Annotated in this window: 29 protein-coding genes; 15 read left to right on the top strand and 14 right to left on the bottom strand. The window is 67.2% G+C overall.

Features of this window, described 5'->3' with window-relative positions:
* Nucleotides 1–218: 218 nt before the first annotated feature.
* From BLU77_RS07485 to BLU77_RS07465, 5 genes are all read left to right on the top strand, one after another.
* Nucleotides 219–1,682 (top strand): HNH endonuclease signature motif containing protein, encoded by a 1,464-nt coding sequence (locus tag BLU77_RS07485; RefSeq protein ID WP_175476974.1) that lies wholly within the window; start codon nt 219–221, stop codon nt 1,680–1,682.
* Nucleotides 1,683–2,216: 534 nt separating this feature from the next.
* Nucleotides 2,217–2,927, top strand: coding sequence for a hypothetical protein (locus tag BLU77_RS07480; protein ID WP_089772358.1), 711 nt, complete (start codon nt 2,217–2,219; stop codon nt 2,925–2,927).
* 308 nt (nt 2,928–3,235) lie between these two features.
* Nucleotides 3,236–3,583: a hypothetical protein gene (locus BLU77_RS07475; protein WP_139177655.1), complete on the top strand. Its 348-nt coding sequence runs from the start codon at nt 3,236–3,238 to the stop codon at nt 3,581–3,583.
* Between the two features lie 121 nt (nt 3,584–3,704).
* Nucleotides 3,705–4,703 (top strand): phosphotransferase enzyme family protein, encoded by a 999-nt coding sequence (locus BLU77_RS07470; RefSeq protein ID WP_217632374.1) that lies wholly within the window; start codon nt 3,705–3,707, stop codon nt 4,701–4,703.
* 116 nt (nt 4,704–4,819) lie between these two features.
* A complete protein-coding gene (locus tag BLU77_RS07465; protein ID WP_175476973.1) occupies nt 4,820–5,368 on the top strand; it encodes a hypothetical protein in 549 nt (182 codons plus the stop codon).
* A 37-nt stretch (nt 5,369–5,405) separates the two neighbouring features.
* On the opposite strand, the gene BLU77_RS07460 is transcribed toward BLU77_RS07465, so the two are convergent.
* The 6 genes from BLU77_RS07460 to BLU77_RS07435 are packed head-to-tail and all read right to left on the bottom strand — an operon-like array spanning nt 5,406 to nt 8,943.
* Nucleotides 5,406–6,533, bottom strand: coding sequence for a DUF2332 domain-containing protein (locus BLU77_RS07460; RefSeq protein WP_089772354.1), 1,128 nt, complete (start codon nt 6,531–6,533; stop codon nt 5,406–5,408).
* 8 nt (nt 6,534–6,541) lie between these two features.
* Nucleotides 6,542–7,135 (bottom strand): lipase chaperone, encoded by a 594-nt coding sequence (locus BLU77_RS07455; protein WP_089772353.1) that lies wholly within the window; start codon nt 7,133–7,135, stop codon nt 6,542–6,544.
* Nucleotides 7,132–7,701, bottom strand: a complete 570-nt coding sequence (locus tag BLU77_RS07450) for an RNA polymerase sigma factor (protein ID WP_089772352.1) — start codon at nt 7,699–7,701, stop codon at nt 7,132–7,134. The genes BLU77_RS07455 and BLU77_RS07450 overlap by 4 nt, the downstream gene beginning before the upstream one ends.
* A gap of 53 nt (nt 7,702–7,754) precedes the next feature.
* Nucleotides 7,755–8,267: a GNAT family N-acetyltransferase gene (locus BLU77_RS07445; protein ID WP_089772351.1), complete on the bottom strand. Its 513-nt coding sequence runs from the start codon at nt 8,265–8,267 to the stop codon at nt 7,755–7,757.
* Nucleotides 8,268–8,272: 5 nt separating this feature from the next.
* Entirely contained in the window at nt 8,273–8,665 is a 393-nt protein-coding gene (locus BLU77_RS07440; protein ID WP_089772350.1) for a VOC family protein, read from the bottom strand.
* Nucleotides 8,662–8,943 carry an ArsR/SmtB family transcription factor gene (locus BLU77_RS07435; RefSeq protein WP_175476972.1) on the bottom strand — a complete coding sequence of 94 codons (282 nt, stop codon included), beginning with the start codon at nt 8,941–8,943 and terminating at the stop codon, nt 8,662–8,664. The genes BLU77_RS07440 and BLU77_RS07435 overlap by 4 nt, the downstream gene beginning before the upstream one ends.
* Before the next feature lie 100 nt (nt 8,944–9,043).
* Between BLU77_RS07435 and BLU77_RS07430 the strand changes: the two genes are divergently transcribed.
* Nucleotides 9,044–9,571 carry a DUF2087 domain-containing protein gene (locus BLU77_RS07430; protein ID WP_089772349.1) on the top strand — a complete coding sequence of 176 codons (528 nt, stop codon included), beginning with the start codon at nt 9,044–9,046 and terminating at the stop codon, nt 9,569–9,571.
* Here the strand turns inward: BLU77_RS07430 and BLU77_RS07425 are convergent.
* Nucleotides 9,526–10,260 carry an alpha/beta fold hydrolase gene (locus tag BLU77_RS07425; RefSeq protein WP_217632372.1) on the bottom strand — a complete coding sequence of 245 codons (735 nt, stop codon included), beginning with the start codon at nt 10,258–10,260 and terminating at the stop codon, nt 9,526–9,528. The genes BLU77_RS07430 and BLU77_RS07425 overlap by 46 nt on opposite strands.
* 96 nt (nt 10,261–10,356) lie before the next feature.
* On the opposite strand from BLU77_RS07425, the gene BLU77_RS07420 reads away from it, so the two are divergent.
* Both BLU77_RS07420 and BLU77_RS07415 read left to right on the top strand, forming a co-directional pair.
* Complete coding sequence (locus BLU77_RS07420) at nt 10,357–10,935, top strand: RNA polymerase sigma factor (RefSeq protein ID WP_089772348.1); 579 nt, start codon at nt 10,357–10,359, stop codon at nt 10,933–10,935.
* Complete coding sequence (locus BLU77_RS07415; RefSeq protein WP_089772347.1) at nt 10,932–12,173, top strand: hypothetical protein; 1,242 nt, start codon at nt 10,932–10,934, stop codon at nt 12,171–12,173. Before BLU77_RS07420 ends, BLU77_RS07415 begins: the two co-directional genes overlap by 4 nt.
* An 18-nt stretch (nt 12,174–12,191) precedes the next feature.
* Here the strand turns inward: BLU77_RS07415 and BLU77_RS07410 are convergent, their stop codons facing one another.
* A complete protein-coding gene (locus BLU77_RS07410) occupies nt 12,192–13,232 on the bottom strand; it encodes a DUF4037 domain-containing protein (protein ID WP_089772346.1) in 1,041 nt (346 codons plus the stop codon).
* A 143-nt stretch (nt 13,233–13,375) separates the two neighbouring features.
* On the opposite strand from BLU77_RS07410, the gene BLU77_RS07405 reads away from it, so the two are divergent.
* Nucleotides 13,376–14,332, top strand: a complete 957-nt coding sequence (locus BLU77_RS07405) for a phosphotransferase family protein (protein WP_175476971.1) — start codon at nt 13,376–13,378, stop codon at nt 14,330–14,332.
* Here BLU77_RS07405 and BLU77_RS07400 read toward each other — a convergent pair.
* Nucleotides 14,227–15,213, bottom strand: a complete 987-nt coding sequence (locus BLU77_RS07400) for a helix-turn-helix transcriptional regulator (RefSeq protein WP_089772344.1) — start codon at nt 15,211–15,213, stop codon at nt 14,227–14,229. The two genes, BLU77_RS07405 and BLU77_RS07400, sit on opposite strands and share 106 nt — an antisense overlap.
* Before the next feature lie 62 nt (nt 15,214–15,275).
* Between BLU77_RS07400 and BLU77_RS07395 the strand changes: the two genes are divergently transcribed.
* Complete coding sequence (locus BLU77_RS07395; protein ID WP_089772343.1) at nt 15,276–15,851, top strand: DinB family protein; 576 nt, start codon at nt 15,276–15,278, stop codon at nt 15,849–15,851.
* The gene (locus BLU77_RS07390) at nt 15,848–16,312 is read left to right on the top strand and encodes a VOC family protein (protein WP_089772342.1); all 465 of its coding nucleotides are present in this window, start codon (nt 15,848–15,850) and stop codon (nt 16,310–16,312) included. The genes BLU77_RS07395 and BLU77_RS07390 overlap by 4 nt, the downstream gene beginning before the upstream one ends.
* A gap of 65 nt (nt 16,313–16,377) precedes the next feature.
* Here the strand turns inward: BLU77_RS07390 and BLU77_RS07385 are convergent, their stop codons facing one another.
* The 5 genes from BLU77_RS07385 to BLU77_RS07365 form a co-directional block, all read right to left on the bottom strand.
* Nucleotides 16,378–18,765, bottom strand: a complete 2,388-nt coding sequence (locus BLU77_RS07385) for an ATP-binding cassette domain-containing protein (RefSeq protein ID WP_089772341.1) — start codon at nt 18,763–18,765, stop codon at nt 16,378–16,380.
* 84 nt (nt 18,766–18,849) lie between these two features.
* Complete coding sequence (locus BLU77_RS07380) at nt 18,850–19,314, bottom strand: pyridoxamine 5'-phosphate oxidase family protein (RefSeq protein ID WP_089772340.1); 465 nt, start codon at nt 19,312–19,314, stop codon at nt 18,850–18,852.
* Nucleotides 19,311–19,724: a VOC family protein gene (locus BLU77_RS07375; protein WP_089772339.1), complete on the bottom strand. Its 414-nt coding sequence runs from the start codon at nt 19,722–19,724 to the stop codon at nt 19,311–19,313. The genes BLU77_RS07380 and BLU77_RS07375 overlap by 4 nt, the downstream gene beginning before the upstream one ends.
* A 22-nt stretch (nt 19,725–19,746) precedes the next feature.
* The gene (locus BLU77_RS07370; RefSeq protein ID WP_089772338.1) at nt 19,747–20,178 is read right to left on the bottom strand and encodes a helix-turn-helix transcriptional regulator; all 432 of its coding nucleotides are present in this window, start codon (nt 20,176–20,178) and stop codon (nt 19,747–19,749) included.
* Nucleotides 20,175–21,650 (bottom strand): arylsulfatase, encoded by a 1,476-nt coding sequence (locus tag BLU77_RS07365; protein WP_089772337.1) that lies wholly within the window; start codon nt 21,648–21,650, stop codon nt 20,175–20,177. Before BLU77_RS07365 ends, BLU77_RS07370 begins: the two co-directional genes overlap by 4 nt.
* A gap of 133 nt (nt 21,651–21,783) precedes the next feature.
* Between BLU77_RS07365 and BLU77_RS07360 the strand changes: the two genes are divergently transcribed.
* Genes BLU77_RS07360 through BLU77_RS07345 form a run of 4 tightly spaced genes read left to right on the top strand, consistent with a single transcriptional unit; the run spans nt 21,784 to nt 26,305 of the window.
* Nucleotides 21,784–22,980, top strand: a complete 1,197-nt coding sequence (locus BLU77_RS07360) for an ROK family protein (protein WP_175476970.1) — start codon at nt 21,784–21,786, stop codon at nt 22,978–22,980.
* A gap of 1 nt (nt 22,981) precedes the next feature.
* Nucleotides 22,982–24,445, top strand: coding sequence for an ABC transporter substrate-binding protein (locus tag BLU77_RS07355; RefSeq protein ID WP_175476969.1), 1,464 nt, complete (start codon nt 22,982–22,984; stop codon nt 24,443–24,445).
* A complete protein-coding gene (locus BLU77_RS07350; protein ID WP_089772334.1) occupies nt 24,432–25,397 on the top strand; it encodes a carbohydrate ABC transporter permease in 966 nt (321 codons plus the stop codon). The genes BLU77_RS07355 and BLU77_RS07350 overlap by 14 nt, the downstream gene beginning before the upstream one ends.
* Entirely contained in the window at nt 25,397–26,305 is a 909-nt protein-coding gene (locus BLU77_RS07345) for a carbohydrate ABC transporter permease (protein ID WP_089772333.1), read from the top strand. The genes BLU77_RS07350 and BLU77_RS07345 overlap by 1 nt, the downstream gene beginning before the upstream one ends.
* The last annotated feature ends 32 nt before the right edge of the window (nt 26,306–26,337 follow it).

Raw genomic sequence — 26,337 nt, 5'->3', positions numbered from 1 at the left:
GGCAGTGATCTGTCCAACGCGTACTTCGGAACACCAACATCCGTATGGCGGATAGGCGGCGAGCGATGGGACGGCGGGCGGTGCATTGCGAGTATCGAACACGCGTTCTTTGTCGGTGGGCGGCGGGAGGGTCGGGGCAGTGGTTGATCCGGGCCCAGCGGAGAGCTTGTGGCAGTCGAACGGATGTGCTATTATTGATAGTGAGGGAGGGGTTCTTGATGACGCTGACGACAATCTCGCGGGGGAGGGTGTTGGCGCGTGTCGAGGCTCTGGTGGCCGAGGCTCGTGAGTTGGCGTCGATTGATCTGGTGGACGAGGTCGAGTCGGCAGAGTTGCCACGGCTGATCAATGCGGTGGAAGAGCTCGGCCGGGTGCAGCAGGCGGTGTCGGTGAGCGCCGCGCGGGCGATGGAGGCCGACGGCGGATGGGCACTTTCTGGTGCGCGCACGTTCGCTTCGTGGTGGGCGATGCGGACGGGGCATCATCAGGTGGCGGCACGGGGTGAGGTGAAGACAGCGCGTGACGTGCGTGATCATCTGCCTGGTGCGGGTGTGGCGTTGGCTGCGGGGGAGATCAGTGGTGATCATCTGCAGGCGCTCTCGCGTCACGCGACGCGCACTCAGCGACTACGGGATCGGTTGCGTGATGAGGACATGGGGGAGGAGTTCCTGCTGACTCACGCGCGGGCGATGGATGCGACCAGTTTTGTGAAGGTGGTCAAGGCGTGGGCGGTGGCGGCTGATCCTGAGGCCGCGGATCGGGACTGGGTGGAGGACTCGACTGCCGAGCACATGTTCCTGTCGAAGACGATGGGTGGGTGGGCGTTCCGCGGATGGTTGGGGGACGCTAGCGGCGCCGCATTGGACGAGATGCTGACGGCGCGAATGGGGGTGCCGGCGGCGGGGGATGACCGGCTGCCTTCGCAGCGTCGGGCGGCGGCGTTGCTGGATGTGGCCCGGCAGATGTTGGACTCGGGGGAGTTGTCGCCGGGCGCGAGGGTGCGTCCGCATGTGGCGGTGACGGTGTCTTTGGAGACGATGGAGCGGTTGATCGAGTCCAGTGATCCTGCCCGGCAGGGGCTGGCGCCGGTGCCGAGCCTGCAGCCGGGGCCGTGTCGCGGTGGTTCAGGAGGGTCCGGCGCGACCGGTGGGCCCGGTGGTGTGCAGGGCGTGCTGGACGGAGTGTGCGGGACCGACGGCGAGGCGAACGCGGAGGATCCGCTCGAAGGTGTCGTGATCAGTACCGCGATCGATCCTGAGGTGATGCGCGGGGCGGAGCCGGCCACGTTGGCGGATGAGACGCCGATCGCGCCGGCCCTGTTGGCGCGGTTGGCGTGCGAGGGGGAGTTCCACCGGGTGATCTTCGGCCCGGAGTCCGAGGTACTGGATGCTGGCAGGACGAGGCGGCTGTTCTCCTCCGCGCAGGCACGTGCCGTGATCGCCCGAGATCGGCATTGTCAGTATCCGGGCTGCCACGCCCCGCCGGGTCGGGGAGAAGTTCATCACTCGATCTGGTGGCGCAAGCAGCACGGGAACACCGATGTCAGGGACGGGGTGTTGTTGTGCTGGCACCATCACGACTGGGTGCACCAGATGACCATCACCATCCGACGATCCGGCGGGCGATGGCGGTTCTACAAACCGAGCGGGCTCGAGATCACGGCGCAACCCCTCGCTGCATAGTGTGCTGGAGCGTGCCCTGATGACGACGCGCTCTCAGATGTTCGCGTAGGGAGACTCCGTGCACCTGGACAGGTAGCCATGTGTGCCGCTCGTGAGCAGAGGTAGCAGCCGGTCGAGTGGTCGAATGACCGCTCAAGCATAGGCGCGCTGCCGGTCGCCGTCGTAGGCAGTGGTCGATTCGAGCATGAGAGATCGCACCGGTCTGGGTGCGCCGCAGCGAACAGTTGCGCGAGGTGCACCGCCGCAGGTGAGCCCGAGCAAGCCGATCCGTCTGTCGCTCGCAGCCTCGACGACCGCACAGACGTCGTCCATGGCGCGATTGGGTTGACATGAGCCGCGTGGGAGACCTCTACTGCTTCCGCCACACCTCGGAGGTCCATCCCAAGCACCCTCCGTGTACCGGCGAGTCACCAGCTCGCGGATCACCCTAAACGTGCCGAAGCAAGTGCCTGAAGAGCGCGCACTCGGACGACTTCGGTTGACTCGCGGGGTTAGATTGCACCGCCTTGATGGCGGCCCCGTACCGTGGCCCGCATGTCTGTACGTGCTGCGACGCCTGGTGACGTGGAATGGATCGTTGCCGTCCTCAAGGAGCGGCGCGAGACGCTGGTGCAGCAGGCGCCGGTCTTTTGGCGACCGGCTCCGGATGCTGCAACCAAGTCCCGGGATTTCATCGAGTACTTGCTGGCCGACGGCGGAGCCAGGGGTTATCGCACCGACGACGGTGTCCTGATCGCCACACCGCGTGGGGATGGATGGCTCGTCGACGACATGTACGTGCGAAGTGACAGGTGGGCTGACGGCGACGGGAAGGATCTGTGGGACGCACTGACAAACGACGTTGGCGGGTCCGAGATTCGGTTCGTCTGTCCCACCTACGAACTGCACCGCGAAGATCTCGCGCGGGTCGCCGGCCTGACTATTGCCGAGTCGTGGTGGCTGCGAGAGCTTGATTCCTCGGGTGGCGAGTCGAACGTTCAGGTGCAGCTACCTGGCGCGAAAGCGGTCACCGTGCCGGCACCGCCCGTGTATGCCCCACCAGGGCCGATCCTGTTTCTGCCCAGCGCTCCGAGCGATCCGTCCGTAGCGATCCCAGCTGCGGTCGATAAGGCTGAGGAGCTCGGCTGCGCGAGCGTGGTCGTCAATGTCGTCCCTGGTGCCGACGAACTGGTCAGCACGCTGCGCGTTGCGAAATTCCGCCGGCACTGCGACTACTACACGCGTCCCGCTGGGCGGCCGGGCTAGCGTCATCGGATGCAGATGGATCAGCTCGGCTCGTGCGAGTGTCCGGACTGTAAGTGTGAGGACGTGGCTGAGGTCGACCTGGCCCGCGACGGCTGTGTGGCTGCTGCGTAGCGCACTGCCTTGACAAGCACGGAGTCAGAAGCCTGAACCACATGTTCAGTACGTCGGAAGCGGGAAAGCGGCCGAGCATTCACCTTTGCTGTAGTCGCTACTTTACTGGAAACCCTGCGTACAAAGATCAGTCGTATAGCTCAGCGATGCGCGCTGATCGCGGCAGATCCGGACGAATCTGCACTAACCTCTGAACCGTGTCCTATCCGCCACCATCAGACCCGGACTGGATGTATGTGCTTGACCACGTCCTGCCGCGCTTGGGCATGTGGACGGGTCGGGAGACGTACGAGCGGGCCGTCTGCTTCGTGGAGGGATTCGATCTTGCCCGCGGGAGCCGGGTCAACTCGCTGCTCAACGAGTGGGCGCGAAGCCGCTACGGCGAGACGAGCATCGGCTGGCCGTGGGTGTTACTCCGACTCAGTCTGGGGACTCCGCGAGACACACTCGACGGTCGCGACCTCGGCGACCTCACACCTGAGGAGGACGCTGCCGCAGTGGCCATGCTTCGTCAGGCCCTAAACGAAGTCGTGGCGGCTCGCTGAGCACGCTCATCGGCATGAGCGCGCGGTTCCTGAGCGCCGCGGAGGGGAGGGCTTAGAGGCGATACGCAAACAAGTAGGATGACATAATATACATTATCGGCTGAAGAGAATGGTTCGCTGAGTGTGCTGGGATGACCTTATGGAGTTCGATCGAGCACCCCGGCTTGAGATGCTGTGGGAAGCGCACAATCCTCACCATGCACTCGCAGAACGCTTCGGCTTCGATGATGCCGCGGCTGCCGACCGCTGGTTGCGCACGACACTGTCATCTCACTGGGGCGTGACGATCGAGTCCTGCCAGCGCATCGTGATGAGCGATCACAACGCGCTGGCGTGGATCTCGACCGACATGGGATCACTGCTCGCCAAGTGGTCGGCTGCACCGGAACGGTTTGCTCGCCTGTCACACGTCGCTGATGTGACGCAGTGGCTCGCCGATAACGGTTTGCCGGTGTCGGCGCCCGTGCCGTCGCTGGACGGTCGTCTACAACTCGAGGTCGACGGCGTCTCGATGGCGGTCCAGCACGTCGTCGAGGGCCAACTGCTCGACGTCGGCAATAACCGTCAGGTACACATGGCCGGCGCGACGTTGGCCGAGTTCCACGATGCGCTGGGTCGCTATCCGGCAGCAGACGAGACCGTCTCGCAGAATGGAACAGATGTTCCTCTGGCTACTCGGGTCACCGGTTGGCTGGATTCGACCGACTCCCCTGCGCCGTCAGCGGCTCTGCAGGCACTGCGCAGGATCGTTCGAGATGCGCCTCGTCTTGAGGGCGCGACCCAGCTCCTCCACGGTGACTTCCGCTCCGCCAACGTGCTGTGCTCAGGTATGTCCATCGCCGCGGTCCTCGATATGGAGGAAGTCAGGCGAGATCACTGCATCGACGAACTGGCACGGTCGACGGTGCTGCTCGGAACGCGATTCCACGACTGGGGCCCCGTGTCGGCTGAGGTTCATGCGCTGTTCCGCGCCGGATACGAATCGGTGCGGCCCCTGACGTTGCCCGAGCAGCATTGGTGGGACGTGCTCGTGCTCTGGTACACCCTGTTGTTCGTGCCCGCCGACGACGACCCGACAGGATGGGCGGCTTCGGCACTGGAGCAAGCGGCGGACATCTGAGCGGGCGACCACGGTCAGAGGCCGTGACGACGTCTCGCCGCATGGCGTGCTGCGGTGACGAGGCGATGAACGCGAGGTAACATCTTGGGTCCCTGGTGGCGACATGGGAGCTGATGATGACGGTGGACGAGCGTGTCCTGACACCGATGCCCGTGGCGCGGGACCGGACGACGAAACGCGGCGCCGTCGTGGTTGCGAGCCTGCGCGGCATGACGCCTGCTGTTGTCGGTGGCGCGGCCATCATCGCCACGGACTCGATCTTCAGTCCCGGCACCGCCGTGCACCAGTGGGTACTCGTTGGCTACTCGGTGCTGCTCTGGGTCTTCGTTCCTGCGATCGCCGCAGCCGCTGTCGTGGCCGGTGTGTCCGCGCATCGCACAGTGACGGTGACTCCTCCGCACGCCGCGTTGGTCTTTGGCGCCGCCGCCGCACTGTGGATGACGCTCGGCGTCAGCAACATCGAAGGTTCGGTCTACGGCATCGTCCTCGGCGCCGGCGCGGTCGTCGCCAGCGCGCTGCTCGTCCGAGGTGAAGACAAGAGCAGAGCGACCGGCCACGCAGCGGTCGCGATCGCCGTCACGGCCATCATGCTCAGCGTTGCTGTGCCACCGATCTCCTCGGTGGTGCAGGGCGCATTCGCGGAGCTGGGACTGCCCGTCGTCTGACCGCACGTTCGGGCGTTCGGGCCGCCTCATCTCGGAGCTAAGCCTCCGCCAGCCAGCTGAGCAGTCGACCGCGCGACCAGCAACGACCGACCGCCTCGGTCTGCCGGCTAGCGCCGTCGAGGATCGAGACCCCGATGATGCTGTGACCGGAGGCGTGCCTGTCCCCGAACGTCGGCACCGTCGGAGCGACCCCGACGCCCTCCACGGAGACCCATACCATGGGTCGGTGCGCCGCGATCTCGTCCAGCCCTCGCAGGAATCTCCACCTGGACTCCAGCAGAAGTTTCGCCAGACTCCACGTCGTGGTGATGACCGGAAGTGCCGAGGCTGGCACTCGTGCCAGGGCGTCGGGCAGGACGTCCAAGGTGTCGCCGTGCAACAGATCAGGCGGTTCCGTTGCGAGGAGTGTCATCTCGGTCTCGAGCTGAGCGATCCGGTCGGGGTGTTCTGGCGAGATGCAGGCCCTGAGCCACCGGGCGTCCACGGGGTCGGTCACGTAGATCGGGTCAGTGTCGATCCCGATACGCGTGGTGACGTGGGGAAGGGCCCGGGCGGGCAACCTCCTCTCCCCCACGATCGACGCCTCCATCTGCACGATGGACGCGTCGTCCCCGAGCCGCTGTCCATTGCTGTACGTCAGGCCGACTCGATCGACAGTGAGGTTGAGTGCAGCACCGCAGCCGACATCGATCAGGCCGACCGCCTCGGCACCGGCCCGTCGCGCCGCTTCGGCGATCGCCGGATACAGGACGGCGCATCGACCCGTCTCGTTCGCGTGCACCCGTCTGTGCACCGTGCCTGCCACGATCTCGTCGCTCATCCGCACCAGTACCTCGACAGCCACGCGAGCCGCCGCAGGTCCGTCCAGTGAGGCATGCGCGGCGGCGAGCCGGGGAGCACGTCCGGCAAGCGCGAGATCGTGCAGCGCGGCAAGGATCATGGCTGGGTTCCGCTTGCGAGCCGGCATGCCGGCCAGGGCATCAAGGGCGTCGTCGGACTCGCTCAGTGCGGTTGCGACGCGGGCGGACATCGGAGACTCCCCCGCGGCGGTCTCAGCGAAGCGCCGGTAACGCTGTGCGAGCCCGCAACTACTACCCACCGGACTGTCCCCCTTGGATCTGTGCCACGAGAAGACCGTAGCGACGTGACGCCAGGACGAGGGCATTCAGCGGCTCAGCCTTGCTCCATGTCTACCGGTATGCACGCTGCGACATCGCCGACGGCGACAGCCAGGTCGACAGAGATTGGGTCGCCGCCTGGTTGCAGGTCGGCGAGCAGGCCTGAGAACTCCGCGACCAACGTCTCGCCGTCGTCGAGCAGGTCAGGGGGGATTGTGGCGACGACGCCATTGTCGGTGTGCTCGACGTACTGGTTCGGGTCGACGCCAGCAGCCGAGTAACGCCCCTCTGCGCACACCTGGCCCATGGGTAGGACCGTGATGTCCGCAGCGAGCCCGTGCTCGGACAAAGCCGCCTCCAGGTCGTCGGCTGCGGTGGGTGTGAACAGGCTGAACGAGATCGTGCCGTCGGGTGTTTGCTCGACGGCGTACGCCGGATCGCTGGGCGCAGTCCACTGCCAGACGGCGAGACCGATCACGGCGGCTGCTGCGACCCCCGCAAGGGACACGGTGCGGCGGACCGGCTTTCGTCGAGTAGCCAGATGTTCGGGAGAGCAATCGGTAGACGCACGTTCCGAGACGACGTTCCGCAACTCGGTGAGGAGCTCCGTCTCGAACGTGTCCAACGGTGCTTCGGTTCGCGTGTTCACTGTGTGACCTCCACCTGTGAGTGCCCGATATCGACTGCACGAGCCAGATTTACCTTCAGGGCGCGTCGCGCTCGGTGAAGCCGAACGCGTGCCGTCACCGGCTGGATCCCTAGGACGTGTGCCGCATCCGAGACTGTGAGTCCGTCCAGGGCAACCAGTTCGAGCACGGCCCGCTCTGCTTCGGACACTCGCGCCAGCCCGATGTAGATCTGCCTTGCTCCCAGCTCAGCGTCGAGGCGTTCCTCGACGCGTGCCATGGAATCAGCATCCAGAAGGGCTCGGCCACTGACCCGCGAGACTGCCTTGAGCTCGCGAGCGGTGTTCCGAGCATCCCGAGCAATGACGTTGCGAGCAATGCCATAGAGCCAGCCGATCGGGCTCCCCCGGTTATCGCGATAGCTCGACGCTGATTCGATTGCTGCGAGAAAGATGTCGGCCGTCAAGTCTGCGGCTTTGTGTGGGTCCCGGACCCGACGGGCGACGAACCCCTCGATCGCTCGGACGTGGGTCCGGTAGAAGCGCTCGAAGGCGTCGGGATCTGTCCCGATGCTGCGGATGTCGTCCATACCCACACTTGGCTCGAGGGAGGTGCAGCGTTACAGGGTCGGCAAGCTCCCCGTCAGCTGGTGCCCGAGAGTTCCATGCCCAACACGGTCCGGGCACCATCACGCCCCGATTCGATGTCGTCGACGTACACCATCCCGATCTTCTCCGCCACCCGGCGCGACGGGAGGTTCTCCGGGTGGATGATCGCGACGAGTCGCCCTTCCCCAAGAACATCACGCGCAAAGTCGCGACACGCAGCCGCAGCCTCGCTCGCATAGCCCAGGCCCTGGTGCACCGTGCGTATGTGATAGCCGACCTCGAGCGCGGAGGCACCGTTGACCTGTTGCCAGGTCAGTCCGCAGTCTCCGACGAAGTCACCCTCGAGGGTTTCCACGATCCAGAGACCGTACCCGTGCTCGGCATAGTTGCGCTGGTTCCAGGAGATCCACGCGGCGGCCTGCCCACGGGGCATCGGCGCCGGGTAGTAGGCCATCACCTGGGGGTCGCCGAGGAGTTCCGCCATCGCATCCAGGTCACCATCGGTCATCTCCCGGAAGCGCAGCCGCGCCGTGGCATCGGGTGTCACGCGCCCTACTCCGGATTCATCGCGATGAGCTGGATGAGGTTCCCGCAGGTGTCGTCGAAGACCGCGATCCTGCCCGTGCCAATGTCCGTCGGCGGCTGCGTGAAGATCACACCCTTCTCGGTGAGCCGCGCGTGCTCGGCCTCCACGTCATCAACGGTGAGTTGGAGCAGCGGGATCCCGTCGGTGATCATCGCGTCCCGGTACGGCTTCACGGCCGGGTGCCCCGCCGGCTCCAGGAGCAGCTCCGGGCCGTCGGGCTGGTCGGGTGAGGTCACGGTGAGCCAGAAGTCGTCGCCCACGGGCACCTGGTGGCGCTTGGTGAAGCCGAGGACGTTCGTGTAGAAGTCCAGGGCCGCCCGCTGGTCATCGACGAAGATGGAGGTGAGGGTGAGCCTCATGTGTCATTCCTTTCGATCGGCCACCGTCGCGCGATCTCCGCGAGGGGCTCGGGAGTGAAGTAGTGGAACTTGGACCGGCCGCGGCGTTCCGTGGCCACGAGGCCCGCGTCTTCCAGCACGGCCAGATGCTGGGACACCGCCTGCCGCGTCAACGTCAGGTCGTGCCGCATCGTCAATGTGGCGCAGAGCTCGAACAGCGTCTTGCCGTCCCCTGCTGCGAGCTCGTCGAGCAGGATCCGCCGGGTGTCGTCGGCGAGTGCCTTGTACACATCGGCCATGCCCACACGATAGGCAAGTGGCTACTTGCATGTCAATGGCCTTAGCCACTCCCCCCAAATACGGGTGTGCCGCGTTTCCCGCAAGTGCGACAGTGAGCCCATGACTGAACCGCGCGTGGCGCCGAAGTTGCTCTCTGCTCTCAGTGCCCCCGACCGCGTGGAGGCCTTCGCCCGCATCCTCAGCGGTGCCGCGGACGCTTCCGATCCCACGCTGCGCAAGGCGCACGAGCGGCTCCGCGCCGCCGGGATCGACCCCACCGGAACCCACGACACAATCGCGGCCACGTTCGCCGCGGCGCTTGAGGAGGTTCGCACCGAGATGGCGGGCAGGCATCATCTGGTCGGCCAGGCGCGGGCGCCCCAACAGCTCCCATTCCGGCACGGCCGCCTCGTGGAGGTGCCGAGCAACAGGGACCACCTCCGCCTGCTGCTGGACTGGCTCGCGGGCGACTACCTACGCTCCACCAGCTACGACGAAGCGGAGCTGAACGCCGTGCTCGGACAGGTCGCCGACGATGTCGCCCTGCTCCGACGCCACCTGGTGGATTTCGGCTACTTCACCCGCGATCCCCACACGGCGGTCTACTTCCGCGCGGTCTCGGAGACCTCGGGCACTGGTAACGCCTGAGCCACCAGCTCCCGCCACAGGTGCGGGTGGGTGTCCCAGAAGTCGTGCGGTACGTCCGGGACGGTCACCAGTTCTGCCCGTGGGGCCAGCGCGGCGATCTGGTGCAGCGGCCACGGTGGGCGGATGTCGTCCCCGGCCACCGCGATGGTCATCGGCACGGTCGAGTCGGCGAGCCGCCGCCACAGATCGGGCTCATGGATCCACTCGGCGAAGGAGGCGTTCAGCGACCGCCACACGTTGACGTCATAGTCGATCGCCGGTGCCGGCTGGTCGTCCTTCCTCGCCTCGTAGATCGCGGACCAGGTGCGATCCTTGTGGAACCCGTGCCCCGCAACGCCCAGCACCCGCCGCACGGCGCGTGGATGGTCCAGGGCGTACCGGATGGCCAGGTCACTCCCCCACGAGTGCCCGACGACGTCCCACGCCGTCACGCCGACGCTCACCCTGATCTCCTCCAGGTCGGCGACCGCACGGGCCATGTCGTGTGGCCCACCTTCGGATCCACCCACGCCACGTGGGTCCGGGCACCACGCCCGCACACCCTGCGGCACCAGGGCTGGTTCCGCCAAGTAGTTCACGCACCCGGGACCACCGGAGAGCACCAGTACGTCCCGGCCGGTACGGAGCGACGACACGTGGAGTGCCGCGCCGTCGGAGGCGTGAACGATGTGGGTAGCGAACTCGCTCACCGAGCGATCCTCCTGAACTGGTGACCGGCCGCCGTCGTGCGCCGTGCCATCGCCGGTCGTGATGTAACTTTCGGTGCCTAGGGGGCACTACCCAGTATGAGCGCACCAGAGGAGCAGGCCGAGGGGCGGCGGCGCCTGACCGACCTATGGGAGCAGTACGCCCATCGCATCCACGCGTATGCGATGAGGCATGTCGGCCCCGATCGGGCCGAAGAAGTCGTCGCGGAGACGTTCCTCGTTGCGTGGCGCAGACTCGAAGACGTACCTGGCTCGGGTCTCCCGTGGCTCCTGGTGGTGGCTCGCAACACGATCCGGTCAGACCGGCGTTCGATGTATCGGCAACGCGCTCTGACGGCGGAGCTGGAGCGCCTGACCAAACTCACCGACCACGTGGCCAGCGCAGAAACGCTAGTCACCGAGCGTGATGCCCTGCTGCGCGGGCTCGCACAGCTGAGCAAGAACCAGCGCGAAGCTATCCTCCTCGTCGCCTGGGACGGTCTCACCACCACCGACGCGGCGGCCGTCGCCGGCTGTGCGCTGGGCACCTTCAAGGTTCGCCTGCATCGTGCGCGGCGGCGCATGTCGCGAGCGCTGGATCCCACCGCCGATCCTGATGCACCCAACGCCTCCGTCGCTGCCCTCTTCCCCGCAACCCCGGAACGGGAGCTCTCATGAGCAACCACGACCCAGAACAGTTGCTGCGCCGTCTCGCCGATCGACCGGCTGATGTCGAGGCAATCGAGCGAGCCCGCACCGACCTCGACCGCAGGATCGCCACGAACGCTACGGCCTCAAAGCGCTCGGGCGCGACCACCGTGCATCCCCGCCGACTGCCCGTGATGCTCGCCGCCGGGGTAGCAGCGCTGGTCGCGGCATTCGGAATCGCGAGTGTCTGGCCCACCGATACGTCCGACCCTGCTGCACCGAACGACTACTACGGTGAGGTGGTCGCTGCGGGGCCGGAGGGATTCCGTGTGCCCGCGGAGGTAGACGGCTCCGAGTGCAGTCCGTTCTCCAACGACATCCCAGCCGAGGATGCGGTGGCCGCGGGCGTCGGTTACCTGATCGAGGGACCGATGGAACCGCGCTTCGTGACTCCTCGCCGAGATGACACCTGCGCCGAAACCGCGAGAATCGAAGCGGCATTCATCCGGACAGATCCGGACGGCAATCTCACCGGAGCCCTCACCGTGTGGGGGCCCGACGCTGTCGATCCGACCCCCTGGATCGGCGGACCGGCGGACATCCGCGACGTGGACGTGTCCGGTGCCACGGGCACCATGTTCACCTCTGGCCCAGCAGCAGGGTCGGGCATCGTCACTTACGGGGTGAACGTGCTGAGCTGGACCGATGATGACCGGAGTTGGGTCTTGACCGCTAGCAACCTGACCAGCGATGAAGTCATTGGCGCCGCAGAAGTCCTCGCGGATCGCGGTCGAGAGGCCCTCCACGTGGCGCTTGCCGGTTTCGAGGAGATGACTCTGTCCCAGCCCCTGGAGAGTGACGGCACCCAATGGACCGCCGCCTACGGAAACACAAGCATCGTCGACCCCTCCTGCATTGAGGACTGCTATCCGCACGACGCCACCGAGATGCCCGACCACCTGACGCTGACGATCCGGATCTCCGATGTCCCGTGGTATGTGCGAGCAAGTACTCGTACGCTCATCAACCCGTATGAGGACACGACGGCGGTCTACCGAGTGATCGATGTCAACGGCCAGACGGCCTATTTCGAGACGGCCGGTGAACGCGGACTCGAAGGCTCGGTGTTCTGGGAGATCGCCCCCGGCATTCAAGCCCAAGTGCGGGGGACGTGGGACGGTGCGATCGAGGGGATCATTCCGTTCGCCAGGCAGCTCGAACCCGTGACGTCGGACGACCCTCGGTTGTCGGGCTCCACAGACGAGTAGGCGGCAGGCGCCGCCGCTTCAGCCCTCGTCGGTGATCGATGGATCGCTGACGAGGGCACGCCGCTCAGGCGAACGTGTCAGTACCGCGACGTTCTCACTCATCTGCTCCACACTCCCCCGCCCTTGCGGCAGCGCCCGCACCTCCGGATCGGCGATCCCAGCAACTAGCTCGGCGCCGATCTGCTCCCGGGCTACCAGGTACGGCCGATCCCAGAACCCCTCCGTCGCCGGTCCCGGTGCCGGAAGGCCTGCTGCAGCCTGCCGCGCCAGCAACAGGTCCAGAGCACGAGCCAGGCACGTCTGCCGCTCACGCCACTCCCCCGCCCGCAGCACGGCCGCCAGGTGTTCGTGCACACCGGCCATGCCCGGCAGTCGACCCAGCATCACCCCGCGCCACTTCGGATAGGGCATCCAGCGCCGGGACAGGGTGAAGGCGAGGTGCATCGCCACGTCCACCAGCCGGGCGGCGATCACCCGGGAGCCGAGGTCGTCGCCCAGGTCGCCCGCCCGGCTCATCAGCGGCATCTCCTCGGTGAGCCGGATCCAGTCGGTGGCCACGACGTACCGCCACACATCGTCCGGATACCACTCCAGCGCCCGACGGATCCGGGTGATCTCACCGTCCCCGTCATGGAACACCGGACCCGCCACCACCTCCAGCACTGCCTGACCGGTCACGGACAGCCAGCCCTGAACGCTCACGCTTTCCCGGGGGTCGAACCCCAACCTGCCGGAGACGAACCGGGCCGGACTGGCCACCTCCACGTGATGGGCCGGCTCCTCTTGTCCGGAGAACGCGAACCGCGTCGGCAGCCCCAGGAATGTCTCGGGAAGCTCCTTCGCCAGATGAGCATCCACCTCAGCCACTCGCGCCTCGTCCACCAGCAGGGTGAGCCGCAGACCCCAGTCGTGGTCGCGCGACATCGCGTCGTCCAACCCCAGCACGTCGGACCCGCTCCCCAGCCGCCCTGCCGCGTGCGGCAGGTCCGGCCACCGCCGCAGCAGCAGCGGTGTCACGAGCTCCTGGTAGTAACGCCGCGCCAGGGACCGACCGTTCATATGCGCGGTCTCAGCCGTAGGGGCAGGAGCGTGACCTTCCATGGCCAGCACGCTATCGGGCGTCGTCTTGACGGTCCCGTAGATTCTCTGGTTCTCTGACTCGGCCCCAAGACCTGCCGCCACCCACGCGTAGTGTGCGAGGAGTGAGCACTGCCTCCTCAGACCCAGACCCAGACGCGGCCGTCCGGGAGTGGGCTCGGACCGCCTGGCCGGAACAGGAGTGGGATCGGGCCACGCTGGCCCGCGGAGCGTTCCACGATGTCGTCATTCTCGAGGGTCACATCGTGGCACGAATCAGCTCCGGAGCCGCGGCCGGGATCCGCACACGCCGAGAAGTGATGGCACACCGGATCATCTCCTCACTCGGTCTCCCTTGGGCGACGCCCGAGCCGATCGGTGAGGAGCATTCCGCTTCCGGGCGGACCGGTCTTCGCCTGACATTCGTGGCTGGTGCGACCGGACAGGCCGGTTGGCCCGACGTCGGCAACCAACTCGTTCAGGCACTCACTGCGTTGCATCAGGTGCAGCCACGCCAGGTCGAGGCCTTATCGTCCCCACGAGCGTGGTGCGGTGGCCATGACTGGTCCGGGATCGTTCAGCAACGCCTCGTTCCCCGCCTGCCGCCCACAGCACGAACCCTGGCGGTCGCGGTGGTCGAGGATGTCCTTGCGGTCGAGACCGGTGCACCCGCCCGCCTGGTACACGGCGACTTCGGCATGCACAACATCCTGTGGGATGGCCAAGAGATCACTGGAGTCATCGATTGGGACCACGCGGCCTGGGGTGATCCCGCGATCGACATCGCCCCGCTGATCGGCACCTTCGGTGCGGCCGACCTACGATCGGCCTTTGAGCCGGCCATCCTCGAACGAGCGCTGGTTCATCGCGCCACACTTCCTCTACAGGTGGCCGCTGCAGCGACGATCGTCGGCAATCGAGCGCTGTGCGATCACGCCCTTCGGAACTTCTGCACTCGTTCCGAGGCAGGGACCCTCTACGACCCGGGAGGCCTGACGCCACCCGACGCACGTCCCAAGCGCGCCGCCAGGTCCATCGCCCGGTCGGCCAGGTCCGGCGGATCCAGCACCTCGAACTCATGACCCAGCAACGCCACGTGCAGCAGCACGAAGTCCAGGTCGTCCGAGCCGGCCCGCACCTCGCACCGCTGCTCGCGTTCGAGCACGACGGCGGCACTCGCCGGGATCTGCCCACGCACCACGGCCGCGGGAGCGTCCACGAGGAAACGCGCCTGCCGCCGGTACACCCGGTTCGTGACGCCCTCCTGCACGTAGCCCGCTGCGTCCGGCGCCGGCCGTGGGGTGAACCGCCATGTGCGGGCCGCGACCTCCGTCATCCGGTCCACCCGGAAGGTGCGCCAGTCGTCCCGGTCGAGGTCGTACGCGAACAGGTACCAGCGCCGGTCCGAGGTGACCAGACGGTACGGCTCCACCCGGCGCTCCGCTGAGCCCTCCACCGCCCCACGCGGCCCCGTGTACATGAAGCCCACCTGCACCGCATCCCGGCACGCGCGGGCCAGGACCATCAGCACAGCCGCATCGACTGGGTCGCGACCACTCGTGAAGGACTCCACCGACCGGCTCAGCGCCTGCACCTCCTGCCGCAGCCGGCCCGGCAGCACCCGGTCCAGCTTCGTCAATGCGCCCAGTGCGGCATCATCGGAATCGCTCACCCCCGCACCCGCCCCCGCGAGAAGAGAGACCGCGATGGCGATCGCCTCCGCGTCATCGAGCATCAGCGGCGGCAGTTCCTGCCCCGGTACCAGTCGGTATCCGCCTCCGATCCCCTGGGCCGCATCCACCCGGTACCCAAGCTCACGCAGCCGCTCCACATCCCGGCGCACCGTGCGCGTCGTGACGGCCAGTCGCCCGGCCAGCTCCGGGCCGGTCCAGACCTGCCGCCGTTGCAGCAGCCCGAGCAGGCTGAGCACCCGCTCGGTGGTCCCACGGTCCTCGGCCTCCATGGGAATCACTCTGCCAGAACTAGCGGACCCAACCTGTCCGCTATCAGCGCCAGACTTCATTCATGACCACCAACGACCTTGACTGGAACCACCACCTCCGCGAGCAGATCGAATGGCACTGGGCGCACCACCTCCTCCCCCGCTTCGAGGGCCTCACCGACAGCGAGTACCTCTGGTCACCTGTCCCGAATGCTTGGAGCGTTCGCGAACGGGGCACCTCCTCCGCGCCCGTCCAGGCAGGCGCGGGTACGTTCACCATCGACTACTCGTTCGAGCAACTCTCCCCTGATCCGTTCACCACGATCGCCTGGCGGTTCGGCCACGTGATCGTCGGCATCCTCGCGATGAGGAACGCCGCGCACTTCGGTGCGCCATCGGCGTCCTACGACACGTGGGAATACGCCGGGACCGCCGCCGAGGCGCTCGACCAGCTGCAGACCCAGCTGGACACCTGGCTCACCGGCGTGCGCAGCCTCAGCGCCGACGAGCTCACCGTTCCCGTGGGAGAGAAGGAGCCCTACCCTGAACTCCCCATGGCCGACCTGATCCTGCACATCCACCGAGAACTCATCCACCACCTGTCCGAGGTCTGCCTGATGCGCGACCTGTACCTGCACACCGAAGGAACAACCCGATGAGCCGCGAGTTCCAAGTCACCTTCGATGCCCACGACCCGGTGGCACTCTCCTACTTCTGGCGTGAGGCGCTGGTGGGCTACGTCCACCCCGCTCCCCCGGGCCGGGAGATCCCCGAAGGCACCGACCCGTTCAGCGTCTGGCAGGAATTCCTCGCAGAGATCGGCGTCCCCGAATCCGAGCGCCGCGCCAGCTCCGCGCTCGAGGACTCCGAGGGCACCGGACCACGCATCTTCTTCCAGCAGGTCCCCGAGGACAAGGTTGCGAAGAACCGGATCCACCTCGACCTGCGCGCCGCCCCCGGCCTCGAGGGCGACGAGCGCATGGCGGCCCTGGAAACCGAGTGCGAGCGGCTGGTCGCCGCCGGCGCCACCCGGGTGGAGCGGTTCGAGCCGGACCCGCCGATGAGTGGCGGCTTCATCGTGATGACGGACCCGGAGGGCAACGAGTTCTGCCTCGACTGAGTCGAACGAATCGGCCACTGTGGTGTGATTCCGACGCATGTCGTGCGCCGGAATCACACCACAACTCAGGCGCCCACGTACTCCGCCAGGTGCTGCGCCGTCAGCGTCTCCTTCCCGGCCACCAGCTCGGCCGGCGTGCCCTCGAAGACGACGCGACCGCCGTCGTGCCCGGCGCCGGGACCCATGTCGATGATCCAGTCGGCATGGGCCATCACGGCCTGGTGATGCTCGATCACGATCACCGACGTGCCCGAGTCCACCAGGCGGTCCAGCAGCCCCAAGAGCTGTTCCACATCCGCCAGGTGCAGCCCGGTGGTCGGCTCGTCCAGGATGTACGTGCCGCCCTTGGCCCCCATGTGCGTGGCCAGCTTGAGCCGCTGGCGCTCACCACCGCTCAGTGTGGTCAGCGGCTGGCCCAGGGTCAGGTAGCCCAGCCCCACATCGGCCATCCGGTCCAGGATCTTGTGCGCGGCGGGAACCTTCGCCGCACCCGCGCCGAAGAACTCCTCCGCCTGCGCCACTGACATCGCGAGCACCTCGCTGATGTCCTTGCCGCCGTCCTCCTTCGCACCCCCGAGGGTGTAGTCCAGCACCGCCGGCTGGAACCGCTTGCCCTCGCACTCCTCGCACGGGGACTCCACCGTGTCCATGAAGCCGAGCTCGGTGTAGATGACCCCGGCACCCTTGCACGCCGGGCACGCTCCCTCGGAGTTCGCGCTGAACAGGGCCGGCTTCACCCCGTTCGCCTTCGCGAACGCCTTTCGGATCGGATCCAGCAGACCCGTGTAGGTGGCCGGGTTGGACCGGCGCGACCCCTTGATGGCGCTCTGGTCGATCGCCACCACGCCCTCCCGGCCGGCCACCGACCCATGGATCAGTGAGCTCTTCCCGGAACCGGCCACCCCGGTGATCACCGTGAGCACCCCGGTGGGGATGTCCACGTCTACGCCGGTCAGGTTGTGCGCCCTCGCCCCGCGTACCTCGATCACGCCCGACGGCGACCTCACCTCGTCTTTCACGCTCACCCGATCGTCGAGGTGCTGCCCGGTGAGGGTGCTGCTCGCCCGCAGGCCCGCCACGGACCCCTCGAACACGATCTCGCCACCGGCGGTCCCGGCGCCCGGGCCGATATCGACCACGTGGTCGGCGATCGCGATCGACTCCGGCTTGTGCTCGACCACGAGCACGGTGTTCCCCTTGTCCCGCAACCGCTGCAGCAACGTGTTCATCCGGGCGATGTCGTGCGGGTGCAACCCGATCGTGGGCTCGTCGAAGACGTAGGTGACGTCAGTCAGCGAGGAGCCGAGGTGCCGGATCATCTTGGTGCGCTGCGCCTCACCACCGGAGAGCGTGCCGGCCGGGCGGTCCAGCGACAGATAGCCCAGCCCGATCTCCACGAACGAGTCCAGCGTCTCCCCGATGCCCGTGAGCAGCGGCGCCGCCGAGGGCTTGTCGAGGGTGCGGATCCAGTCAGCCAGATCGCTGATCTGCATGGCGCACGCCTCGGCGATGTTCACCCCGTCGATCCGGGCCGAGCGCGCGGTCTCGTTCAGCCGGGTGCCGTCACAGTCCGGGCAGGTCTGGAACACGATGGTGCGCTCCACGAATGCCCGGATGTGCGGCTGCATCGCCTCCACGTCCTTGCTCAGCATGGACTTCTGGATCTTCGGGATCAGGCCCTCGTAGGTGATGTTGATCCCATCCACCTTGATCTTCGTCGGTGGCTTGTGCAGCAGGGCGTCCCGCTCCTTCGTGGTGAAGTCCTTGATCGGCTTGTCCGGGTCGAAGAAGCCGCATCCGCGGAAGATCCGCCCGTACCAGCCGTCCATCGAGTACCCAGGGATGGTCAGGGCGCCCTCGTTCAACGACTTGGTCTCGTCGTAGAGCTGGCTGAGGTCGAAGTCGCTCACCGAGCCGCGACCCTCGCACCGGGCGCACATCCCGCCCTGGATCGCGAAGTCGCGGCGCTCGCGGATCTTCTCTCCCCCGCGCTCGATCTCCACCGCACCGGCACCACTGATCGAGGCCACGTTGAAGCTGAACGCCTGCGCGGACCCGATATGCGGCTCCCCCAACCGGGAGAACAGGATCCGCAACATCGCATTCGCGTCGGTGGCGGTGCCCACGGTGGAGCGCGGGTTCGCCCCCATCCGTTCCTGGTCCACGATGATCGCCGTGGTCAGACCGTCCAGCAGGTCCACCTCGGGCCGGTTCAGCGTGGGCATGAAACCTTGCAGGAACGCACTGTAGGTCTCGTTGATCATCCGCTGCGACTCGGCGGCGATCGTGCCGAACACCAGCGAGCTCTTCCCCGACCCGGACACCCCCGTGAACACGGTCAGCCGGCGTTTCGGGATCTCGACGTGGACGTCCTTGAGGTTGTTCACCCGGGCGCCCTGCACCCGGATCAGGTCATGGCTGTCGGCCGGGTGCGGCTCAGCGGAGGTGGCCATCGGTTCCTCGGTACTCCTCAGTGGGTCGGGTGGCCGCGACGAGCGGCCGACTCATGTCTACCTGACGGTGGGGACATTCGGGCCTCAGACGAGCCAGGCGCCGTCCCGCATCAACGTGCGCCCCACGGCCTCGGTGACCTCCCGCCACGCCTGCACGCGTTCCGGGCGCAGCACGAGATACACGTATCCGTCGTCCCCACGCGGATCCCAGTCGGCCTGGGCGGCATAGACCTGGGCCAGCTCCTCGTCGGTGCCCACGTCGACGACTCTGTCCACCACCACCTCCATCATCACCACGTCCCGGGTGGGGCCGATCCCCACCCGGGCTCGCGGCGAGGCGAGCAGATTGCGGGCGGTGCGGGAGCCGCCGTCGACGGCGATGATCACCCGCTCATCCGCCCAGACGATCGACAACGGCACCAGGTACGGGACGCCGTCAGGCGAGGCCGTGGCCACCCAGCCGTCCAGGGCCGGGGTGCGCAGCGTGGCCACGGTGTCCGACTTGCGCTGGGCCCCCGGGCGGGGTTCGGGGCGAGTCGGCTGGCTCATACCCGCTGGTTGATGCGCAGCAGGTTGCCGGACGGGTCCCGAAACGCGCAGTCGCGCACCCCGTAGGGTTGGTCGGTGGGCTCCTGCAGCACGTCCGCGCCGCTGGCTTGCAGCTTCTGGAACAACCCGTCCACGTCGTCGGTGGCGAGCGTGAGGGCGGCGAAGCTGCCCTTGGCGATCAGCTCGAGGATGGTCGCGCGCTCGTCGTCGGTGATACCAGGGTCCACCGCCGGCGGGGTGAGCACGATCGAGGTCTCCGGCTGGTTCGGCGGGCCGACCGTGATCCACCGCATCCCGTCGAAGCCGACGTCCTGGCGGACCTCGAAGCCGAGCGTGTCGCGGTAGAAGCCGAGGGCTGCCTCGGCGTCGGTGTGCGGGAGGAAGGCGTAATGAATGGTGATGGTGTCCATGGCTGGAACACTAGGCGCCCGTTCAGCGGAACGCTTCTCGATTCCTGACCGGTCGTGCCACCTGCTTCACGATGCACGTGGGCAGGTTCACCTCCTGCTCGAACGCCCGGCGGCGGTACTCGCTCGGCGGCATCCCCACCAGCTCGGTGAACCTCGTGCTGAACGTGCCCAACGAGGAACTCCCGACGGCGAAGCACACCTCGGTCACAGAGAGGTCCCCGCGCCGCAACAGCGCCATGGCCCGTTCGATCCGCCGGGTCATCAGGTAGGAGTACGGGGACTCCCCGAAGGTCCTTCTGAACTCGCGGCTCAGATGCCCCGCCGACATGTGCACGCCGGCAGCCAGGGCGGGAACGTCCAGCGGTTGGGCGTAGTCACGATCGATGCGGTCCCGCACGCGGCGCAGCAGGCGCAGGTCACGCAGGCGCTGCTCGAAGGCAGGATCGGTGCTCACCCGACGATCGTGCCATGCACCGTCGCGCTGGTCCGCTCTCGCAGGAACGGCAGGACGTCCACGACGGGGCGGCCGGCGATCAGGCTGCCGTCGCGGACGAAGCCCTCGGGGCGCCCCGAAAGGCTGGCCACCATGCGATCCCGCCACCGTCGGAGGTCGGGATGGTCGGGCCGGCCGGGGGCGAGGTCGTGCAGCTCGGTGGGATCGGAGACCAGGTCGAACAGTTGCTCACGGCCGGTGCCACTACACCAGATGTACTTCTGCCGGCCGTCGGTCAGGTAGTGGATCCCCTGGCCGAACTTGGTGTGCTCGCCGTGCAGATACTCGCGCCACGGCGGCGCGTCATCCTGGCTCCCGGCGTCGACCAGGGTGAGTGCGTCGCGGCCGTCGAGATCGTCGGGGACGGGTACCCCCGCCGCGCTGAGCAGGGTGGGCATGACGTCGCGCAGTTCCACGACGTCGTCGTCCACCACACCAGCTGGGATGCCGGGGCCGCTGATGATGAACGGCACACGAGCGGACCCCTCATAAGGAAGGGTCTTCTGGTAGAGGTGATGATCGCCCATCTGCTCACCGTGATCGGACACGAAGCAGACGATGGTGTTGTCGGCGCCGGTGGCGGACAGCTCGTGGAAGAGCCGGTTGAGCTGCTGATCGATGTGGGACATGTGGCCGTAGTAGCCGGCGCGGGCGCGCTGGAGCGTTCGGGGGTCGTACTCGGCGACCGGTGAGATCGGCGACCTCGCATCGGCGTGCTCGGCCCACAGGTCGGTCCAGTCGCCGACCGGAGGGGCCGGCATCTCCTGATGGAGATACTGCTCGAACGCCCATGCCGGCGGGTCGTACGGCGGGTGCGGCCGATGATAGGAGGCAAGCAGGAAGAACGGCCGGTCGGGATCACGTTCGCGCAGGAACTCGATGGAACGCTGCGTGACCCAGTTCGTCGGGTGCGTGGACTCGGGCTTGTCCCACGGGCGGGCCACGACGGAGTTGCAGTGCAGGCCGTGCTCGAAGTCGTCCGCCGGGTATCCGAGCCGCTGCTGCAGCCAGGGCAGGTAGTCGTCCGCATCGGCCATGTCGCCGTACCGCCGGCGGACGAAGTGCAGATACCCGTCGTGCAGATCCACGTCGTCGAACCCGAGCGTCTCCCGCTCCGGGAAGACGTGCATCTTGCCGACGGCCTGGGTCTGGTACCCGGCGCCGGCGAAGGTGGCCGGCAGGGTGTCCTGGTAGTCCCACGGCACGCCGTCCTCGTACCCGACCCGGCCGTGGCGCTCCTGGCCGAGACCGGTCATCAGCGACGCGCGCGCGGGGATGCAGGTGGGTGTGGCCGAGTACGCCCGCGCGAAACGGGTGCCGGTCTGCATCCACGCGTCCAGGTAGGGAGTCGTCACCACGGGGTGCCCGGTTCCGGAGAAACAGTCCCCGCGCCACTGGTCGACACAAATGAGCACCACGTTCGGTCGTCCCACGGATCTCTCCCTCTCGTTCGTTGACAAGCTCAGACTATCTTACGTACTGTACGTAAGTATGTACCGAGACGGTGGAGTCAACGCATCACGGCAGCGTGTCCGGAACCGGAGCCTGATTCTCCGGTCGCTTCTCGTGCACGGCCCGAGCACGCGTCAGGACCTGGCCGCTGCCACGGGTCTGACGGGAGCGACGATCAGCCGCATCGTCGACGAGAGCATGCGGTACGGACTGGTCGACGTCATCGAGGCCCGACAGGAATCGCAGGAGCCCCGGATGGGGCGGCCGACGACGCTCATCGACCTCGTCCCGGACCGTGTGTACGTCGGCAGCATCTACATCGCCGGCGAGAAGGCGCACCTCGGGGTGCACGATGCCCGGGGCCGCCTCGTCGCACAGCACCGGGTCGCGGTGTCGGAACCGGACCAGGCCGAGCGGACGCTCGTGGCACTCGCCGCCGAGCTGCGCCAGCTCGCCGAGCGATCGGGTGTGGCGGAGCGCATGATCCGCGTCGGCGCAAGCGTGCTCGGCGGTGTCGACGAGGCGGGATATGTGGTCGTCGCCCACCCGACCTGGCACGACGTCCCGGCGTCCGACATCCTCCACCGCGAGCTCGGTGTTCCGATCGCGATCGATCGCATGCAGCACGGGTTGGTGACTGCGGAAGCGTGGCTCGGCGCCGGGGTCGGTGTGCGCAGCGTCGCGACCATCGACGTCTCGGACGGTATCGGCGCTGCCATCTCGATCGACGGGCGCGTCATCACCGGCTTCGACCATCGCGAAGGCCAGCTCGGTCACTTCGTGGTCCCCGGTATCGAGAGGGAGTGCCGGCTGTGCGGGCGAGAAGGATGTCTGCAGGCGCAGATCCGGGACTCGGCGTTCGCGGTGGATGCACGCGCGGTCCTCGGCGACGGGGCGCACCCTGACGATCTGACCACGATCGATCGTCTCTACCAGGCCGCCCGGCAAGGCGACGCCGACGCCGTCGCACTCGTCGAGGCGAGATCGAGGCACATCGGGTACGCACTCGCCCTCGTCACCGCCGTCGTCGACCCGGAACTGATCGTCGTCTCGGGCCCCAGCCTCATCGCGGGCTGGGACCTGATCGAGCCGGTGGTCTCCCAGGAGCGCCACCAGCGCAGCCCGCTGCCGCACGAGAAGCGCCGCAGCCGCATCGTGCCGTCCTCCTTCGGCACCGATGCCGTGCTGGTCGGGACCGCGTCCCTGGCGCTCCAGCACTTCTACACCGAACCCGATACCTCGCTGGTGGGACTGCCTTCCGCCCGCGCACCCATCTACGCAGGAGCCCGCACCGAACAGAGGAGTTTGTGACATGGGCAAGACACGATCACGTGGGTTGAGCAGGCGACAGCTGCTGGCCCTGGGCGGCGCCACGGTCGGTGCTCCGCTGCTCTCCTCCTGTACCGGGTCCGGCGACCCGGACGCGCCGCCATCCGGTACCGACGGGGATTCCGGCGCCATCACCTGGTGGGACCACAAGAGTGGTCTGTGGATCACGCCGACGCTCGAGCGCGCGATGGAGGAGAACCCAGGACTCGCCGTCGAACGCGAGGAGTACCCGGCGAGCGAGCTCGTCACCGCTCTCCAGCTGGGGCGTCGCAGCGATCAGATGCCGGATGTGCACACCGCGCACCCCAATCTGGGTCCCGTGAGCGTGCTGGTCCAGGAAGGCTGGTTCCAGCCGCTCAGCGACCACGTCGACCTCGCTGGAACCGCTGTGGCGGACCGCTTGGTCGAGGGGATCCACGTCTTCGACGGCAAGGTGTACTCGTTCCCCCTCGACGACGGCCGATCGCACGAACAGACACCGTGGGTGGTCACCGACCGGCTGCCGGTGGACGTCGATCCGGACGATGCCCGCAGCTGGGACGGCTTCCGCAGGATCGCTCGGGACATCACCCGGGACGATATGTACGCGATCGCCTTCGCGGGCCAGGGCCCCAACTATTTGAACCTCAAACTCCATGAGCTCGCCTCGGCCGCCGGCGCGACCCATGTCGGCGGGGTCGACTATTCGACCGGCGAGTACGTCTTCGACTCGCAACCGTTCATCGATGCGATGGAGTTCCTGCTCGCGCTGCACAGCGACGGGGTCTTCCATCCCTCGCTCGGCTCGATGGGTCCCGAGGACGCCGCTCAGCGCTGGGCAGCCGGTGAGGCGCACATCCACTGGCACGGCCCGTGGGTGCCCGGCACTGTCACGAAGAACTACCCCGAGCTGCTGGAGCAGGGATTCGACTGCTGGCGGATGCCCGGACCCGACGGTGCGCCGTCGGCGGTGCACTTCCCGCCACCGGCAGGCGAGTTCTGGATCTCCAGCGCGTCCCAGCGCCCGGGCGATGCGGCGACGGCGATCGCCGCCTTCGCGTCTGAGGACACCTTCGTGGCGATGGTGAACGCGATGGCGGCACCGCCCGTCGACGAGACAGCCATCGAGGCCGCGGATGTCCTGGAGCCGTACCGGAGGAACCTGCAGAACCTGCTCGAGGAAGGCCGATACGCTCCCGCTCCGGAAGCGCGCAATCCCGCTGCGGTCCAGGTTGTCAGCCAGATGCAGGGCATCAACCCCAACCCGGGTGAGATCCTGCAGGGCGCACTGACCGGCACCATCGACGACTGGCGCGGTGCGTTGACCGAGTACACCTCAGCCATCAGCGCCGAGCGTGACCGGGCGATCGAGGCCGCCACCTCCGCGGGCGAGGAGGTCAGCGTGGAGGACTGGGTCTTCTCCAACTGGGCGCCGGCGAACGACTTCACCGCAGATGACTACGCCTGACGCCGGCCCCGCGGCGATCGCTGCCCCACCCCGGGGCAGCGAGGGACGCGGCGGCCGCTGGCGCCGGGTGCGGCGGGACTGGTGGATCTACCTCTTCCTGCTGCCCACCATCGTCGGCTACGGGCTTTACACGGTATATCCGCTCGTCGCGAGCTGGTGGTATTCGTTCCTGGACTGGCCCGGGTTCGCGTTGCGCGGGACGTTCATCGGCCTGGCGAACTACGAACGGCTCGTCGCCGACTCCCTGTTCTGGAACGCCTTCGTGAACAGCTTCATCTTCCTGCTGATCGGGGTCCCGCTGCGCGTCGGCCTCGGCCTGCTGCTCGCCTACCTGCTGAACAAGAAGACCATCAAGTTCCGCACCGGCTTCCGTACCCTCTTCTTCCTGCCCGTGGTCACCACGGGGGCCATCATCGGCATGGTCTACACCCTGGTGCTGGACGCGACCGGACCCGTCAACCTCTTCCTGACTGGTGTGGGGATCTTCGACCGGCCCGTCGACTTCCTCGGGAACCCCAGCACCTCCCTGTACGCCGGGATCGGCGTCTGGGTGTGGAAATGGGTCGGCATCACGATGATCTACTGGCTCGCCGCGCTCCAGACGATCCCCGAGGAGCTGTACGAGGCAGCACGCCTCGACGGCGCGAACGCGTGGCAGGAGTTCCGGCACATCACCATCCCGATGCTGGTGCCCTTCCTCATCATCATCACCCTGATCGACGCGGTGGCCGCGTTCAACGTGTTCGACCTGATGCTCACCATGACCGGCGGCGGACCGACCTTTTCCAGCGAAGTGATCGAGATCTTCATCTATCGGACGGCCTTCGAGGCGACTGTGCCGCAGCTCGGGTACGCGTCCGCAGCCGCAGTGCTGTTCGGCCTCACCACGGCCGTCATCGCGGTGCTCCAGGCCGTGGGTGCCCGTGCCGCACGACGAAAGCTGGCCAGCTGATGAGCGCCCCCTCCGTCTCGCGCCCGGTAGCGGCGCCCGTCAAGGCGTCCCGACCTCCTGGACGCACCCGGCGGCGGTTCAGCCGCCGAGACCTCACCGCGTGGCTCATCACCGCGGGGCTGGCGGTGCTGTGCTTCTTCTGGGTGTACCCGTTCGGCTGGCTGCTCTCGGCGTCGTTGAAGACCCCGCTCGAGCTGTTCGGCAAGGGCCTGAACCTGATGCCGGATGCACCCCAATGGGAGAACTACGTCCGGGCCTGGACCGACGGCGGTTTCTCCGTCTACATGATCAACTCGATCATCGTGACCGTCGGGTCGGTGGCGCTGGTCGTGATCCGCAGTGCGCTCGCCGGCTACGTGCTCGGTCGGTTCAGCTTCATGGGCCGGAAGGTGATCATCGGCGTCCTGATCGCCACGTTCTTCCTGCCCGAGGGGTACACGATCATCTCGATCACCCAGATCACCGACTCGCTCGGGCTGCTCAACACGCACCTGGGGATGATCCTCGGGCTCGGCGCGGGCGGGCACGTGCCGGCCCTGCTGCTGTACGCCGCGTACTTCCGGTCTCTGCCCAGGGAGCTGGAGGAATCGGCCACGATCGACGGAGCCGGACCGATCCGGACGTTCTTCCAGATCATCCTGCCGCTGTGCAGGCCGGTCACCGCCACCGTGGCGCTACTGCAGTTCCTGACCGCCTGGAATGCGTTCCTGCTCCCCCTGGTCTTCACGCTGAGCCAGCCGGACCTGCGACCCCTGGCGGTCGGGATGGTCGGCTTCGTGAGCCAGAACTACACCGATCACACCGGTATGGCGGCCGCCGCGGTCATCTCCCTGGCCCCGCTGGTGATCGTCTTCATCGTGCTGCAGCGGCACTTCGTCGAAGCCGTCGCTGGGGCCGTCAAGCAATAAGTTCCAGAGAAACCTACCCACCATGGAGGTGT

Origin of the sequence: Ruania alba (genome assembly GCF_900105765.1) — a bacterium.
GTDB lineage: Bacteria > Actinomycetota > Actinomycetes > Actinomycetales > Beutenbergiaceae > Ruania > Ruania alba.
The sequence above is the reverse complement of the archived record's forward strand: the minus strand, read 5'-3'. Positions and strand labels throughout refer to the sequence as shown.

Coding starts and splice junctions, on each gene's coding strand:
- BLU77_RS07485 (WP_175476974.1), top strand. CDS start 219: ATGACGCTGACGACAATCTCGCGGGGGAGGGTGTTGGCGCGTGTCGAG.
- BLU77_RS07480 (WP_089772358.1), top strand. CDS start 2,217: ATGTCTGTACGTGCTGCGACGCCTGGTGACGTGGAATGGATCGTTGCC.
- BLU77_RS07465 (WP_175476973.1), top strand. CDS start 4,820: ATGACGGTGGACGAGCGTGTCCTGACACCGATGCCCGTGGCGCGGGAC.
- BLU77_RS07460 (WP_089772354.1), bottom strand. CDS start 6,533: ATGCCCTCGTCCTGGCGTCACGTCGCTACGGTCTTCTCGTGGCACAGA.
- BLU77_RS07450 (WP_089772352.1), bottom strand. CDS start 7,701: ATGGACGACATCCGCAGCATCGGGACAGATCCCGACGCCTTCGAGCGC.
- BLU77_RS07440 (WP_089772350.1), bottom strand. CDS start 8,665: ATGAGGCTCACCCTCACCTCCATCTTCGTCGATGACCAGCGGGCGGCC.
- BLU77_RS07435 (WP_175476972.1), bottom strand. CDS start 8,943: ATGGCCGATGTGTACAAGGCACTCGCCGACGACACCCGGCGGATCCTG.
- BLU77_RS07430 (WP_089772349.1), top strand. CDS start 9,044: ATGACTGAACCGCGCGTGGCGCCGAAGTTGCTCTCTGCTCTCAGTGCC.
- BLU77_RS07420 (WP_089772348.1), top strand. CDS start 10,357: ATGAGCGCACCAGAGGAGCAGGCCGAGGGGCGGCGGCGCCTGACCGAC.
- BLU77_RS07415 (WP_089772347.1), top strand. CDS start 10,932: ATGAGCAACCACGACCCAGAACAGTTGCTGCGCCGTCTCGCCGATCGA.
- BLU77_RS07410 (WP_089772346.1), bottom strand. CDS start 13,232: ATGAACGGTCGGTCCCTGGCGCGGCGTTACTACCAGGAGCTCGTGACA.
- BLU77_RS07400 (WP_089772344.1), bottom strand. CDS start 15,213: ATGGAGGCCGAGGACCGTGGGACCACCGAGCGGGTGCTCAGCCTGCTC.
- BLU77_RS07395 (WP_089772343.1), top strand. CDS start 15,276: ATGACCACCAACGACCTTGACTGGAACCACCACCTCCGCGAGCAGATC.
- BLU77_RS07390 (WP_089772342.1), top strand. CDS start 15,848: ATGAGCCGCGAGTTCCAAGTCACCTTCGATGCCCACGACCCGGTGGCA.
- BLU77_RS07385 (WP_089772341.1), bottom strand. CDS start 18,765: ATGGCCACCTCCGCTGAGCCGCACCCGGCCGACAGCCATGACCTGATC.
- BLU77_RS07380 (WP_089772340.1), bottom strand. CDS start 19,314: ATGAGCCAGCCGACTCGCCCCGAACCCCGCCCGGGGGCCCAGCGCAAG.
- BLU77_RS07375 (WP_089772339.1), bottom strand. CDS start 19,724: ATGGACACCATCACCATTCATTACGCCTTCCTCCCGCACACCGACGCC.
- BLU77_RS07355 (WP_175476969.1), top strand. CDS start 22,982: ATGGGCAAGACACGATCACGTGGGTTGAGCAGGCGACAGCTGCTGGCC.
- BLU77_RS07350 (WP_089772334.1), top strand. CDS start 24,432: ATGACTACGCCTGACGCCGGCCCCGCGGCGATCGCTGCCCCACCCCGG.
- BLU77_RS07345 (WP_089772333.1), top strand. CDS start 25,397: ATGAGCGCCCCCTCCGTCTCGCGCCCGGTAGCGGCGCCCGTCAAGGCG.